Here is a 15,944-nt window from a genome sequence, read left to right as displayed (position 1 = left end):
ATTCGGCTCCTGGATGGCGGTTCCTACATAGATGGCTCAGCTACAATAAGCCTTAGTTATCGTCGACAGGCCGTCGAGGTTAATGCGGAAGCTAACGAACGTTGCGTTGAACTACGTTGGTCAAATCTTCGAAGCGACTACGAAAAGTGTAAGAATACATATCAGGCGCCGGTTTTAACCGAGTTCGCAGCCCTAGGCATTGCATGTGTTGTCACGGCGGACTGCCCAAAGGCTCAAATCACCGAGGTGACACAGCGTGGCGACAAGGCTGATTTTTGGTTAAATGACGGGCAGTGGCTACTCGAGGTGAGCGGCCAGGAGTCCGGCGATCTAGTAGCACTGCGGGACAAAAAGAGAGACCAGTTGCTTGCTAACCCATTCGAAAGGCCGGGCTTTGTTTGCGTATCTAACTTCCAACAGAGAAAGACGTATCTCTGGTACTATGATTACCGCGCGGAGGCCCGCGATGAATCTTGACGAACTACGTTCCAAAAAATCTGTAAAACTTCTTGAGCTCCAGCGGCTCAATGCGGACAATGACCGGCGTACCGTGAAACGGCGTCGTGAACTAGCGAGCGAGGTTGCTTCACTTGAAGGACTTATCGTGACCCTACTGAAACAGGAGGGCCGCCACGAGGACGCGACCACTAACCAAGTCAGTCAAGCTAGCTGTTTAGAGATGGCCCAGTGTCACGAAGAAGCTCGTCGTATCTACATACAAGTTCGCGATACAACGTCAAAGAACCGACTACGCGCCTGGATTAATGATCGCTTGAATTACCTTGAATCAACACCTACATTCGGAGAGTGGTCAGTAATGCACGCCTTCGACCTTCGTGATCGGTTGATTGAGGACTATTCACGTTTTGTCCGGAGCTTCATCAACATCCGTGACGAAAAGATAGCAAATAATGTCAACCGCGAACTCCAAAATGGTGCGTTGTGGCCAGAGCCACTTGTCCAGTTGAACCCAGCTTTCGAGCCTGGAGAAACAGTTGATGAACTCGTAAATTTAGGTGTTATCCACCCAGAATGTAGCAGAATATTTCGGATCAAGGATACTCCCAGCGGACAGGCTCGACCGCTCCGCCTCCATCGGCATCAGGCAGATGCAGTAAAGATTGCAATACTAGGTCGTGACTATGTCTTAACGACTGGTACAGGATCTGGAAAGAGCTTGGCGTACCTCATACCGGCTGTCAACCATGTGCTTCAGAATGGTCCAAGAAGAGGCATTCAGGTAATTATTGTATACCCAATGAATGCCTTAGCAAATAGCCAGGTTGGCGAGCTGGAGAAATTCATCAACTTCGGCTATCCTGACCAACGAGGTCCTATCACGTTCAGGAGATATACCGGACAAGAATCTGAGGATGAGAAGAACGAGATCATAGCTAACCCACCGGATATCCTGCTCACAAACTATGTGATGCTCGAACTCCTTCTAACTCGGCCTCAGGAAGCAAATCTTGTGAGGGCTGCGCGAGGATTGAGGTTTCTTGTTCTCGACGAGTTGCATACCTACCGAGGCCGACAGGGTGCAGATGTGGCAATGCTCGTTCGACGAACACGTGAAGCGTTGGGAGCGTACAACCTGCAGTGTGTGGGTACTTCAGCCACGTTGGCCAGTACCGGATCGTGGGAGGATCAACGAGTTGAGGTCAGCAAAGCTGCTTCATTACTTTTCGGATCTACGGTGCCTCCAGAGAATATCATTGGTGAAAGCCTGAGGCGCATTACGGCCGACGAAAACGTCGAGACACCTGAATTCATCGACCGGTTGCGGACTCGCCTCGGTAACAATCCACCAAACAACTTCAATGATTTCAAGTACGATCCACTTGCCATTTGGATAGAAACTACCCTGGGGGTTAAACGGGAACAGTCAAGTGGGCGACTTGTGCGCCAAATTCCGTCCAGTATTCGGGGGGCGAAGGGCGTGGCGGCTAGATTGGCCGAGAAGACCGGCATCGATCATGATTGCTGTGTAGGTTCTATCCAAGACACTCTTATCGCTGGGTTCAAACTACCACATCCTGACACGGGTTTACCAGCATTTGCCTTTCGTATTCACCAATTCATCAGTCGAGGCGATACTGTTTACGCCTCACCCGAATCGGAAACCTCGCGATATATTACGTTACAAGGACAGCAATTTGTCCCGGACGACCGAAATAAAGTCCTGCTACCTTTGGTTTTTTGCCGTGAGTGCGGCCAAGAATACTACTCGGTCTGGAAGAAAGATGTCTCAGAGCGCGGCACAGTGCAGTTTATCCCTCGAGACTTTAGTGATAGGGCTAATGAGGGGGATGTCAAAGCCGGATATATCTACATCAGTGAAGGAAGTTCGTGGCCCGAGGAGGGATCGGAGGAGTTCCTCCGGCGTTTGCCCGATGACTGGGTAGATGAAACGGGCCGCGTGGTGCAGCGCAGAAGAGAGTACCTTCCTCAAACAATTCGGGTGCAACCCAATGGTGAACTGGGCGGGACCGGTATAAACGCATGGTTCGTCCCGGCACCGTTTCGGTTTTGTTTGCATTGTGGTGTATCCTACGGGTTCAGACAGCGTAGCGACTTTCAGAAACTATCTGCTCTGGGAAGCGAGGGCCGAAGCACGGCAACAACCATTCTTTCGTTATCTGCTATTCGCAACCTCAAGGAGTTTCCTGTTCATGAGACCGCGAAGAAATTGTTAAGTTTCACGGACAATCGGCAGGACGCATCGTTGCAGGCCGGACACTTCAACGATTTTGTCGAGGTGGGTTTACTCCGTTCCGCATTGTATCGTGCCGCTCAGGCCTCCGGTGATTCTGGCCTTTCTCATGATCAACTTGCCCAGAGAGTCTTCGATGCTTTGGCATTGCCCTTTGATCAGTACGCTCAGGATGCAACGTTGAGGGGGCTAGCTCGGGAAGAAACGCATCGAGTTTTGAGGGATGTTCTCGGATACCGAATCTATCGCGACCTCAAGCGTGGCTGGCGTATTATGGCTCCAAATCTTGAGCAAGTGGGCCTGCTTAAGATCGAGTACCCTTATCTTTTCGGAGCATGTCACGATACCGAAATATGGTCCAACTGCCATCCCGCTCTTGCTGATGCATCTCCGGAAAGTAGATACGATATTGCCTCGGTGTTGCTTGACTTCATGCGTCGTGAACTTGCTGTGAAAGTTGATTACCTCACCCAGTCTTATCAGGAGGGTTTGTTGCAGCGTAGCCGCCAACGGCTCCAGCCTCCTTGGGGTCTGGATGAAAATGAACAAGTGCGGGACATGGTTCACTCCTCAGTCTTGTTTCCCCGAGCGCGGCGACAGAATGATTATGGTGGCGACATCTTCCTATCGCCGCAAAGTGGCTATGGACAGTATTTGCGACGTTCCCCCATCGCCCATGAACACGGCTATCGACTTACTTTGGTCGATACCGGACGGATTCTCCGGGAACTACTTGACCGGCTGCGGCTTCATGGCTTGGTTGAGGTCATTCGGGAGGCAGCTCTCGATAGCGATGATCCCCCCGGTTACCAAATCAATGCTGCCGCGATGGTATGGAAAGCGGGTGATGGGATGCAAGGATACCATGACCCTATACGTCGTCCCACACAGTCGGACCAGGGTACGCAGGCAAACGAGTTTTTCGTTGATTATTACCGTTCTCTTGCCCAAGAGACGCTGGGGATTGAGGCGCGTGAGCACACGGCTCAAGTTCCTTATGCGCAGAGAGAAGAGCGTGAGGCCAAGTTCAGAGAAGGGTCGCTGCCCATTCTATTCTGTTCTCCCACCATGGAATTAGGCATTGATATTGCGCAGCTCAACACCGTGAATATGCGGAATGTTCCGCCCACGCCGGCAAATTACGCGCAGCGGAGCGGTCGTGCTGGGCGGAGTGGTCAGCCGGCATTAGTTTTCACGTATTGTTCAGCCGGCAGTCCTCATGATCAGTATTTTTTCAAACGGCCTGAGCGGATGGTGGCTGGGGCTGTCTCTCCACCGCAAGTTGACCTGACCAATGAAGATCTCATCCGTGCCCATGTTCACGCGGTCTGGCTTGCGCAGGCAGGATTAAGCCTTCGTACTTCCCTAAAGGACCTGCTTGATGTCAGAGGCGATGACCCGCCGATGACGCTTCTTGATCAGGTGCGTGATGCGGTCAACACTGACGCTCCGAAGCGGCGAACAGAGGAGCGGGCTTTGACAATCTTGGAATCAATCCAAGATCAGCTCGCGCAGTCGGATTGGTACACCCCGGATTGGCTGCATGAGGTGGTGTCGCATATCCCGATCCGTTTCGAACAGGCGTGTGACCGTTGGCGTAACCTTTATCTATCTGCACTACGGCAGGCTCAGAAGCAGGATCGTGTCATCCGTGATGCCTCTCGTCCGGCGGCAGACCGCGCTCAAGCGGAACAGCTTCGAAGGAACGCTGAAGCTCAACTTCGCCTGCTCACGGAAAGCCAAAACCTGATTCAATCCGATTTTTACTCGTATCGTTATTTCGCCAGTGAGGGATTCCTCCCGGGGTACAACTTCCCGCGCCTTCCGCTATCGGCTTACGTTCCGGGCCGTCGGTTCCGACGTGGTAAGGATGAATTTCTTTCACGGCCACGATTCCTGGCAATCTCCGAGTTTGGGCCTCGCTCGATCATTTATCATGAAGGATCACGTTATATTATCAATCAAGTCATATTGCCCGCCCGCGATACCGAGGAGTTGCAAACCTCTGCAGCTAAAGTTTGCCCAACCTGCGGCTATCTGCATCCGTATGTCGATAGCCAGCCCCGAGACCTATGTGAGCGTTGCGGCACTCAGCTTCCAGCTCCAATTCGGCAACTCTTCCGGCTTGAGAATGTCGTAACCAAAAGGCGTGACCAGATTAACTGTGACGAAGAAGAACGACTCCGACTTGGCTACGAGATCAAGACGGTAGTGCGGTTTGCCGAACGGGGTGGCCAACCGTCCTATCGTATCGCCAAGGTCAAATGCGGGGATCAAGACGTGGCGTCGCTCTATTTTGGAAACGCCGCGACCCTGTGGCGAATCAACCTTGGTTGGGCGCGACGTCTACGGGATCACGGCCAGGACGGTTTCGTCCTCGACATTGAGCGGGGCTACTGGCAGCGTCACCAAGCCGATTTAGATGACGACGGCGATCCCATGACACCGAAGACGGCTAGAGTTATCCCATACGTTGAGGATCGCAAGAACTGCCTGATCATCGAGTTCTCGCGTCGTCTGGATGAAAGTGTAATGGCCACGCTTCAGGCTGCGATCAAGAACGCAATCCAAACGTGCTATGAATTGGAGAACAGCGAACTGGCAGCCGAACCGCTCCCTGATCGTGACAATCGCCGAGCAATTCTTTTGTATGAAGCGGCCGAAGGCGGGGCGGGCGTTCTCCGAAGAGTCGTTGATGATCATAGCGCCGTGCCCCGTATCGCTCGAACTGCCTTAGATCTGTGCCATTTCAATCCGGATACGGGTGAAGATCTCCGGCGTGCACCGAATGCCAAAGAGAATTGCGAAGCGGCATGCTACGACTGCCTGATGTCCTACACGAACCAATTAGATCACCAATTATTGGATCGCCACCTGATCAGAGACCTGCTGATGGATCTGTCTGCCTGTAGTGTAGAGACATCGCCTGCGCCTCGCCCCCGAACGGCGCACCTTCAAGGCCTATTCAATTTGACTAACTCACAAATGGAGTGCGATTGGTTACAGTTCCTTGAAGATCGCAATTTGCGTCTACCGTCGCATTCCCAGACCCTGGTCGCGGAATGCCGCACGCGTCCTGATTTTCTTTATAAAGACCAACAGGTAGCGGTTTATGTGGATGGTCCTCCTCACGACTATCCGGATCGTCAGGAACGAGATCGGGAGCAGACGAACTGTATGGAAGATGCGGGATGGACCGTTATCCGGTTCAGATATTACGATGATTGGGAATCCATTGTAGAAAGTTTTCCAAACATATTTGGGGATGGATCATGAATTTTGCGGTTGGTTCACTGATCACAGCTAGAGGGCGGGAATGGGTAGTGATGCCCGATTCGTGCGACGACCTGATCATCGCGCGCCCGCTGGGAGGCACTGACAAGGAGATCGCCGGCATTTGTACTGCCCTTGAGGAGGTTAAGCCGGCATCCTTTTCCTTACCCGATCCGGAAAAGATCGGCGACTACCATTCCTGTAGAATCCTCCGAGATGCCCTCCGTTTGGGCTTTCGTTCGAGTGCCGGGCCGTTTCGCTGTTTTGGCAAGATTGCAGTTGAGCCTCGGCCATACCAGCTCGTCCCCTTGCTAATGGCTTTGAAACTCGATCCTGTTCGGTTGCTGGTGGCTGACGACGTCGGCGTTGGCAAAACGATTGAAGCGCTGCTAATAGCCCGGGAACTGCTCGACCGGGGCGAATGCCAGCGACTGACTGTGTTATGTCCGCCACATTTAGCCGAACAGTGGCAAAAGGAACTCAGCGACAAGTTTCATATTCAGGCTGAATTGGTGCTGTCCGGGACGGTCCGGCGGCTGGAGCGACAGTGCGGTATCGGGCAGTCTTTGTACGAGGTCTATCCGTTCACCGTTACTTCCATCGACTACATCAAGTCCGACCGGCGGCGGAACGAGTTTATCCGTACTTGTCCGGAGTTGGTCATCGTTGATGAGGCACACGGCTGCGCTTATGAAGAACGCCAACATCGCAGTCGGCATCAACGGTATGAACTTATCCGTGAACTGGCCTCAAATGCTGCGCGACACATGATCTTCGTGACAGCCACACCCCATAGCGGCAAGGAAGCCGCCTTTCGCTCGTTGCTCAGCTTTCTCAATTCGGATTTCGCCAAGCTTCCCGAGGATCTTGCCGGAAAGGAGAACGAGGCAGTTCGAAGAAGGGTGGCTGCTCATTTTATCCAGCGGCGGCGCGCGGATATCAGGTATTTCCTTAAGGAAACGGTCTTTCCGGAGCGGGAAGACAAGGAAGACACATACAACCTTTCGCCCGAATACAAACGGTTGTTCATCCGGGTCCTGAACTATGCACGCGAAATCGTCCGAGACGAATCAGGGGGACACCATAGGATGCGGGTACGGTGGTGGTCGGCCCTCTCCCTTTTACGCGCTCTGTCATCCAGTCCGGCAGCCGCTGCGGCAACGCTCAGAAGTCGGAGCGCCACGGCCGATACAAACACCGCCGAGGAAGCAGACGAGGTAGGCCGCCGGCAGGTCATGGACCAAGATGATGTTGACTCTCCCGATGCCAGCGATATTACCCCAGGAGCAGGTCTGTCCGAAGGTGAGGGCGAAGGGACTGATCTGACCCGCCGCCAGCTTCTCGATCTGGCCAATGAGGCGGATAAGCTCCGGGGACAAGGCGACGCAAAACTTCAAAAGGCCGTAACTTTATTGAGGGCTCTTCTCAATGAAGGCTATCGGCCTATCGTATTCTGTCGTTTCATTCAGACAGCCGAATACGTGGCGGAACATCTGCGTGAGTTGCTTCCCAATAGAGTAGCTGTGGCTGCGGTCACGGGTACGCTGCCGCCGGAGGAACGCGAGAACCGGGTGCTTGAACTTGCGCAGTCAGATCCGCGAGTTCTTGTCTGTACTGACTGCTTGAGCGAGGGCATCAATTTACAGGATCATTTTGATGCGGTATTTCATTATGATCTCAGTTGGAACCCCACCCGCCACGAGCAGCGGGAAGGTCGGGTAGACCGTTTTGGCCAGCCGAGGCCGACTGTTCGCTGTCTGACATATTACGGCATCGATAACCAAATAGACGGGATTGTTTTAGATGTACTTCTCAGGAAGCATCGCAGGATTCGCAGTTCGCTCGGCATTTCCGTACCGGTTCCCGCAGACAGCAATGCGGTTGTTGAGGCTATTTTCGAAGGCCTTTTACTCCGGGAACAATCGGCACGGATAGGTCCATATCAGTTAAGTCTATTCCCTGACCTTGATGAATACCTTCTTCAAGATGAAGCCAACCGCCGGTTTCAGGATGAGTGGGACAACGCCACTACGCGTGAGAAGCGGTCCCGAACGATGTTTGCGCAGGAAGCCTTGCAGGCACGAGTGGAAGAGGTGGCTCGTGAAGTTGAAGCCGTTAGAGAGGCCGTCGGCACAGGCAGAGACGTTGAAGCCTTTACCCTACAAGTGCTGAAAGACTATGGCGCATCAATCTCAGATAATACAAACTGCACGGTCTTCGAACTATCAGCAGTTCCACTGGCGCTACGCGAACTCTGTGGCAATATTAAGAGATTCAAGGCGCGCTTTGAATTGCCGGTGAACGACGGCGTGCTATACCTTACGCGCACCCATCCAATTGTGGAGGGTCTGGCCACATATGTTCTGAACGCTGCTCTTGACGGTGATGAAAACGCCATTGGCCGTCGTTGTGGCGTGATTTATACCGAAGCGGTTCAGCGCAGAACAACCTTGCTGTTGTTGCGCTATCGCTACCATGTCATTATGCGCGATGGAGAAAAGGAAAAACAGCTCCTTGCTGAAGATAGTCAGGTTATCGGCTTCGCCGGGGCACCAACGGAAGCTGAGTGGATCGACTCATGCCAAGTTGCTGACTTGTTAGATGCTAAACCGTCTCGGAACATCGATCGCGAGCGGGCCACCCTTTTCGTTCAACGTGTGATTGATGGCATTGAGGCATTAAAGCCAAATTTGGAGCGCTTCGTTACCGAACGAGGACAGCAGCTTCTCAATGCCCACCGCCGCGTGCGGTCCGCTACCCGATGGAGTGGTGTTCGTCACGAGATTCGGCCCGAATTGCCACCCGACATTATCGGTATCTACGTCTATTTGCCGGAGAAGGTAGGTGCCGTATGAAACGCACACAGAATACCTTTCAGACTGTTAAAACAGAGGGAGCCATCCTCCCGGTTGATCTACTGCGCCGTATCCTCGAAGGCGACCGCGATATTCCAGGGCTTCGGCCCGAAGATTATCATTTGGCCAAATCCGAACGCCTCAATGAGGCGGCAACCCGCGCATGGCACCGCCTCCAGGGCGCTTGGGAAGGCTTTAAAAAGGCCATGGAGGCACTGCCCGAGTACGACGCGGGCACCAGTCTAACCCGCGAACGCTGGCTTCTCATTCTTTTCCAGGAACTCGAGTATGGCCGTCTCACCACCCGCAAAGCTTACGAAGTCGAGGGCAAAACGTATCCGATCAGTCACGAGTGGCAGAACACGCCCATCCACCTGGTCAGCTTTCGTCAGGACCTCGACAAGCGGACACCCGGCCGAGCCGGTGCCGCACGGGTCAGCCCGCACAGCCTCGTCCAGGAACTGCTCAACCGTTCGGGAAACCATATCTGGGGCTTTGTCTCCAACGGGCTGAATCTGCGTCTTTTGCGCGATAATGTTTCGCTCACCCGCCAAGCCTACGTCGAGTTCGACCTCCAGGCCATGATGGACTCGGAGGCATACAGCGATTTCTTCCTGCTTTTTTTACTCTGCCATCAGTCCCGCGTCGAAGTACCCGAAGGAAAAGGTTCCGAGCATTGCTGGTTGGAGAAATGGTACAACACCGCCGCCCGGCAAGGCGTCCGCGCTCTTGACCAACTCCGCGACGGAGTCCGGAGGGCTATTGAAGCCCTGGGTGGTGGCTTTCTGGCTTATCCCGGCAATATGGCGTTACGCGAAAAACTCCGCTCCGGCACCCTCAGCACGCAGGACTATTACCGCCAGGTTCTCCGCCAGGTTTACCGGCTTTTATTTATTTTCGTCGCTGAAGATCGAGAGTTGCTATCTGACCCCAACGCTCAGGCCGAGGCCCGTAAGCTCTACCTCGACCACTACTCGACCCTGCGGCTGCGATCCCTCGCGGGAAAAACACGTGGAACGCGGCATCCCGATCTCTGGCGGGCCTTGCGGCTCGTTCTTGATAAGCTTCACGGCGGCTGTCCGGAACTGGCCCTGCCCGCCCTGGGCGGCTATATGTTCTCGGCCGGTGCGACTGCCGACCTAAACGATCAGGATATCGCCAATACGGACCTGCTCAAGGCCTTTCACGCTCTGACCTATACAGTGGACCGCAATGTGCTGCGTCCTATCAACTACCGCAACCTTGGCCCGGAGGAACTCGGCAGCGTATACGAATCACTGCTGGAAATGCAACCGTCCATCCACATGGAAGCATCCAGCCCGGAAGACAGATTCAAGCTTACTGTTGCCGCGGGGTCGGAACGCAAGACCACCGGCTCCTATTATACGCCGTCCAGCCTGGTGAACTGCCTCCTTGATTCGGCTCTCGGTCCGGTTTTGAACGAGGCCTGCAAAAAGGCGGACCCAGAAAAGGCCCTACTCGACCTTAAGATCTGCGACCCGGCCTGTGGCTCCGGCCATTTCCTCATCGCGGCTGCCCACCGTATCGCCAAAAGGCTGGCTGCCATTCGTACGGGAGAGGATGAACCTGCGCCCAAACAATACCAACGCGCCCTGCGTAACGTAATCGGCCGCTGCATCTACGGCGTGGACATCAACCCTATGTCCGTTGAGCTTTGCAAAGTCAGCTTGTGGATGGAGGCCGTGGAACCGGGCAAGCCATTAGCTTTTCTGGATCACCACATCAAGTGCGGCAACAGCCTGCTTGGCTCCACACCGGCCTTGATTAGACGAGGAATCCCTGACGATGCCTTCAAGCCCATCGAAGGGGACGACAAGGACTTCTGCAAGGAATACCGTAAGAGAAACCGGGAGGAAAGACTAGGTAGCCGTTCGCTTTTTGCTCCGGATGGATCACCCTGGGAACAACTTGGTGATCTAGGGCCCGCCTTGCTGAGAATTGACGCCTTTGACGATTCCACCCTGGACGGACTGCAGCGCAAAGAGGACGCCTATTCCCAGTTCGTGCGTTCAAACGGTTACCTCTTCGGAAAACTCCTATACGACGCATGGTGCGCCGCATTTATTTGGGTAAAACGCTATTCCGATGAACTGCCTTATCCAATTACCCAAGAAATCCTTGACAGAATAAGGCACTATCCTCACGCCTGCCCGCATTGGATGCGCGAGGAAATCATCCGCCTGTCCCTGGAATACCAGTTCTTTCATTGGCATCTGGAATTCCCGGATCTGTTCAGGCCCAAACCCAGTGTTGAAATCGCAGAGGATGAGGTGACCGGTTGGTCGGGCGGGTTTGATTGCGTGTTGGGGAATCCGCCGTGGGAACGGATCAAGCTCCAGGAGAAAGAGTTTTTCGCTTCACGCAGTCCTAAAGTTGCCAATGCACCTAATGCAGCCATACGCCGACGCAAGATCGCGGAGCTATGGAAGACCGACCCGCTTCTTTACCAGGCGTTTCAGGATGCGTTGCATAGAGCTGAGGGCGAAAGTCGTCTCGTCCGAGACACTGGAAAATATCCGCTCTGCGGTAGGGGTGACGTGAACACATACTCCATTTTCGCAGAGTTGAAGCGGAGCCTTCTGAACACGCAAGGCCGGGTTGGATGCATCGTGCCCTCCGGCATCGCCACTGATGACACGACTAAGTTCTTTTTCCGTGACCTGATAGACAGTAGGGCTTTACAATCAATCTACATGTTCGAGAACGAAGGCAAACTGTTCCCTGGTATTGACCATCGGAATAAATTCGCCCTCTTGGTGATGTTGGGGCGTAACTTAGAATCGCTTGGCGTGGACATAGTTTTCGGGGTCAATGCAGTTACTGAGCTCGCTGAGGAGGAACGGCACTTCACCTTGTCTTTCGAAGACATCGCGCTGATAAACCCCAACACGCGTACGTGCCCTATCTTCCGTTACAAACAGGATGCAGAGTTGACCAAATATATCTACCGGCGCATCCCAGTTCTCGTCAGAGAAGCCACGGAGGAGCAGAGTGAAGAGAACCAATGGGGCATCAAATTCGCTACAATGTTCCACATGGCCAACGACTCAGGGCTGTTCCGTACCCGAGAGCAGCTTGAAGCAGAGGGGTTCGTTCTCAACGGGAACGTCTTTACCCGGGACGATGACATCTACCTGCCTCTTTACGAGGGTAAGATGTTCTGGCATTTCGACCATCGATTCGGTACCTACGAGGGTCAGACCGAGGCACAGGCCAACCAGGGCAAGCTTCCGGAATTGACCCCGAAACAGCATCGCGATCCGAACCTCCTGCCATTGCCGCGCTATTGGTTAGCTGAGGAAGAAGTGAAGGCACGAATTCCGAAGCGGCCGGAATTGCTGGCCTCCGCGCTGGAACTCCCGCAGAAGTGGCGGAATGAGGCAATCATAAAAGCTTTCTGTTACTGGGCTGCTGGGTACTATCGAAAGGCAGGTGATGAGGAGCAGGCTCAGAAGCTTCTTGCTGTTGCTTTACGTGTTTCGGTGACCGATAGCCAAATCGATACGCTGAATAAATGGCTCTTTGATATGCGGTGTGAGCGGATGCAGGAACGTTTTCCACTGACGCGAGCCGACGTGGAGCGAATTACCGCGTTTCCCTCCGACCCCGTGCCGCTCGCGGAGGAACTGCTGGAACGGTTCTCGCCGCACTGGTTCGTGGCCTTCCGGGACGTGACCAGCGCGGCGGTGCTGCGAACAGCGGTGTTTTCGATAATTCCAAAGGTTGGCATTGGTCATAAAGCACCATTGGCTTTTACAGATCTCAGACCACAGGATACCTACTGTTTCCTAGCTGCAATGAACAGTTTTGCTCTCGACTACATTGCGAGGCAGAGCGTTGGCGGAAGCTCAATGAGCTACTTTGTTCTGAAACAGCTTCCGGTAATCCCCCCTTCATCTCTTATCCTCCGCCCTGTCTGGGACAATAAAAGCATTTTGCGCACATGGATGGCTGCGCGAGTTCTTGAACTCAGCCAGACGGCATGGGATTTAGATGCACTATCAGAAGATTGTGAGTGTAAGTGTCCTCCCTTTGTTTGGGATGAAGATCGTAGATTTCTCATCCGCGCAGAACTGGACGCTGCGTTTTTCCATCTATATCTCGGCAGCGACCAAGAATGGAAGGAGACTGGCTCCAGGGAACTGATAGAGTATTTCCCGACGCCGCGCCATGCGGTCAAATATATTATGAACACGTTTCGCATCCTGCGTAAGCGAGATGAGACGGCATATGGAAACTACCGTACCAAGGAAATGATCCTTGAAATCTACGACGAGATGGCGCGAGTGTCGGTCGAGAACGTTGCTGCCTTGGCCGCCGGTCAGGAGGCTACTGTCCGCTACCAGACGCGACTGAATCCTCCACCTGGTCCGCCTATGGACGCCGATGGCAACTTCATTCCCATAGCCCATTGGGATCGCTCCAACTGGCCGTCTCACATTCACTTGCCCAAGAAAGAGGTAGTTTTGAGACCGGAAGAAATCCCGCTGGAGGAATTCGAAGCTATGATCTATCCTGCCAATAATGTCGATAGAGCTATTTGCGCGGCGGCACTGGCTATTGTGGAGCAGTCTCCCGGACTTTCCAGTGCAGATCATCTTGATGCGCTTTTACTAGCCACTCACCCCGATTGGTGCAAGATATTTCTGGATCACAGTGAACATCACGCTTTTGAGGTTGTTTGTAACTCCACCCCGAGAGATTTGTTTGTGAGTGATAATAAGTCAATCAAATGGAAAGAGTGTAGGGATTATCTCGAACAGCAGCAGGCGATCTCTGTTGAACATGGGAATGAAGGCCAGAAAATCAGCTTAGGAGTTAATTTCGTAACCGCCAAGAATAACCTGAACGGTGTAGATGAGGTTGTTGGGTACGCAATAAAGGCTATAAAACGAGTCGGTGAGCTTCGCAAGAACCTGTCTTCGGTTCCACAGGATCAATTGCGGATCATACAGGCATTTCATGAACAGCACAGGTTTTATCAGTCTATCGCATAGGAGGCTGACGAAATGGAGTTTTTCAAGGAGCTCAACCTAAAGCCCGTTCGATCTGAACCGGATGTCTGGGTGAGTCGCCTCGTGATCTTCGATCAGATTGCACCTGATCCCGTCGTGATTCGGGATGTTCCCCTGACTCGTGGACTGAACATCATTTGGGCGGAAGAGGCAGAAGATGATAGCTCACCGGCCGAGATCACAGGGCACAGCGCTGGTAAGACGACTTTCTGTCGGCTACTACGGTACGTCCTTGGAGAAAAGACCTTTGGAACAAAGGCTACTATGGAGCTTATCCGCAGTGCATTCCCGAATGGATACGTGGCCGCTGAACTTCATGTTCGTGGTCAAAGATGGGCTGTTCGACGCCCGTTCGGCAGTGGTCGAATGTCGTACATCAAGGAGGACGCCTCTATTGAGGACTTACTTATGCAGCGTGGGCGCTCTGTAACTCAGGAATCATACACACAAAAGATTGGCCTGGAGAACTTGCTTGACCAGCTTGAAACAGGCGGGATTGTGCAAACAGGGGAGCTCATTCAGTGGCTTCATATCCTTGCCTGGTGCACACGGGATCAGGAAACGCGTTTCCAGAACATCCATGACTGGCGCTCTCCACGCAGTGAAGCGGATACACCCTCCTTCAGGTTTCCAAAGGCAGGACCGCTCTTCTTAATGCGGACGGTTCTAGGGCTTTTTTTGCCGGGTGAACTCAAGGGCGAGGAAAGGGTTGCGGAACTTCAGCGGAAAAAGGATAGGTTGACTAAGGAGCTCGAGGATAAGCGGCGAGAACCCCAATTCCGTGTAAACCTTTATGATTACCAGCTACGTCAATCCCTGAAGTCTCTTTTACCAAATGAGGCCGATATTGATTCCCAGCCTTTTCGGTCTGGAGTTCTGTTTCCTGATGATTTAGAGCGATTGACAGCCAGAGTCAGAAAGAAACTTAAGGAGAGTTTCGAAAAAACCGAGCAAGAAATTATCGCTCTTCAGATGCAGATTGATGATCTTGGTTCAGATTTTCGACGGCAAGAAGAGACACTTGCTAGATTGGAAGCCCTCTTCGCTCAGGACACTGCTAAAAGTCTGGAACTTGATGACGGCCTATCCAAACGAGCAGAACAGCGCAAAAATATAGAAAAGTTCAAAGATGGAAAATGTCCTTTTGGTGATGTTTTGATCCGTGAGTGCAGGTATATTCAAGAACGTCAACGTATCCTGCAATTAACTGAACTCCAGGATGCCCGTGCAATGGAACAGGCTGAAGCCAGATGTGTCGAGGAGCGCAGGAGGATTGACGAGGAGAAGGCACACCTTCAAGAGTCCATTAAACTAATTAGCGAGGAGCGACAAAGCGCCCTGAAAAAGCGTGACGCCTTGCAAGCCTATACCCGAGAACAACACGAGTTACTTCGAGATTTAGAGCGTACATATAGTGAACTTGCCGCCTGGATACAGAAACGTGACCGACTTGATGGTTACGAAGAACTTGACCTACTGCGCCGAGAACTCGATACCACGGGAAGTGAAATCGCCAAAATCGAAAAAGAACTGGCCGAACTTCTAAGGCAGCACGACCATAACCGCGGACTATTGGATTCGATTTTCTCTGGGATTGTGCGTTGTGTGCTTTCATCCGGCAACTACGATGGAAAAGTTGGCCTTGAAAACCGAGAATTGAGCTTTCGAATCACACATGGTCCAGCAATGACTGGTGAAGCCGTTGAAACGCTCTCCGTATTACTTGCCGATTTAAGTTGCTTGATTTACAGCTCTGTTATTAGAACGGCGCATTTACCGGGATTCCTTATGCACGATAGTCCTCGCGAAGCCGATCTCGGTATTCGGCTATACCGCAGTTTTATCCGCGCTGTCGCAAATCTTCAGGAAAACTTCGGCTCACCAGACTCTTGTCCTTTTCAGTATGTGATTACGACAACAACCTCTCCACCGCCGGAGCTAAATACAGACCAGTACGTCAAACTTCGTTTAAACGCGGCAAGAACCGAGGAACTTCTGCTCCGGGCTAACATAGCCATGCCACGCCAGCAGAATCAGAATGTGTCGCTTTGGGAGTAACATTTTGAA

Annotated in this window: 4 protein-coding genes; all 4 read left to right on the top strand. The window is 52.9% G+C overall.

The window, feature by feature from the left end; genetic code table 11:
* Positions 1-466: 466 nt before the first annotated feature.
* Genes Pmgp_RS11105 through Pmgp_RS11090 form a run of 4 tightly spaced genes read left to right on the top strand, consistent with a single transcriptional unit; the run spans position 467 to position 15,935 of the window.
* On the top strand, positions 467-5,989 hold the full coding sequence (locus tag Pmgp_RS11105; protein ID WP_192902901.1) for a DEAD/DEAH box helicase: 5,523 nt from the start codon (positions 467-469) through the stop codon (positions 5,987-5,989).
* The gene (locus tag Pmgp_RS11100) at positions 5,986-8,841 is read left to right on the top strand and encodes a helicase-related protein (protein WP_134214052.1); all 2,856 of its coding nucleotides are present in this window, start codon (positions 5,986-5,988) and stop codon (positions 8,839-8,841) included. Before Pmgp_RS11105 ends, Pmgp_RS11100 begins: the two co-directional genes overlap by 4 nt.
* Entirely contained in the window at positions 8,838-13,859 is a 5,022-nt protein-coding gene (locus Pmgp_RS11095) for an Eco57I restriction-modification methylase domain-containing protein (RefSeq protein WP_192902900.1), read from the top strand. The genes Pmgp_RS11100 and Pmgp_RS11095 overlap by 4 nt, the downstream gene beginning before the upstream one ends.
* 12 nt (positions 13,860-13,871) lie before the next feature.
* A complete protein-coding gene (locus tag Pmgp_RS11090) occupies positions 13,872-15,935 on the top strand; it encodes a coiled-coil domain-containing protein (protein ID WP_134214050.1) in 2,064 nt (687 codons plus the stop codon).
* Positions 15,936-15,944: the final 9 nt, after the last annotated feature.

The sequence above is a fragment of the Pelotomaculum propionicicum genome (assembly GCF_004369225.1).
Classification (GTDB): Bacteria; Bacillota; Desulfotomaculia; order Desulfotomaculales; family Pelotomaculaceae; genus Pelotomaculum_B; species Pelotomaculum_B propionicicum.
The sequence above is the reverse complement of the archived record's forward strand: the minus strand, read 5'-3'. Positions and strand labels throughout refer to the sequence as shown.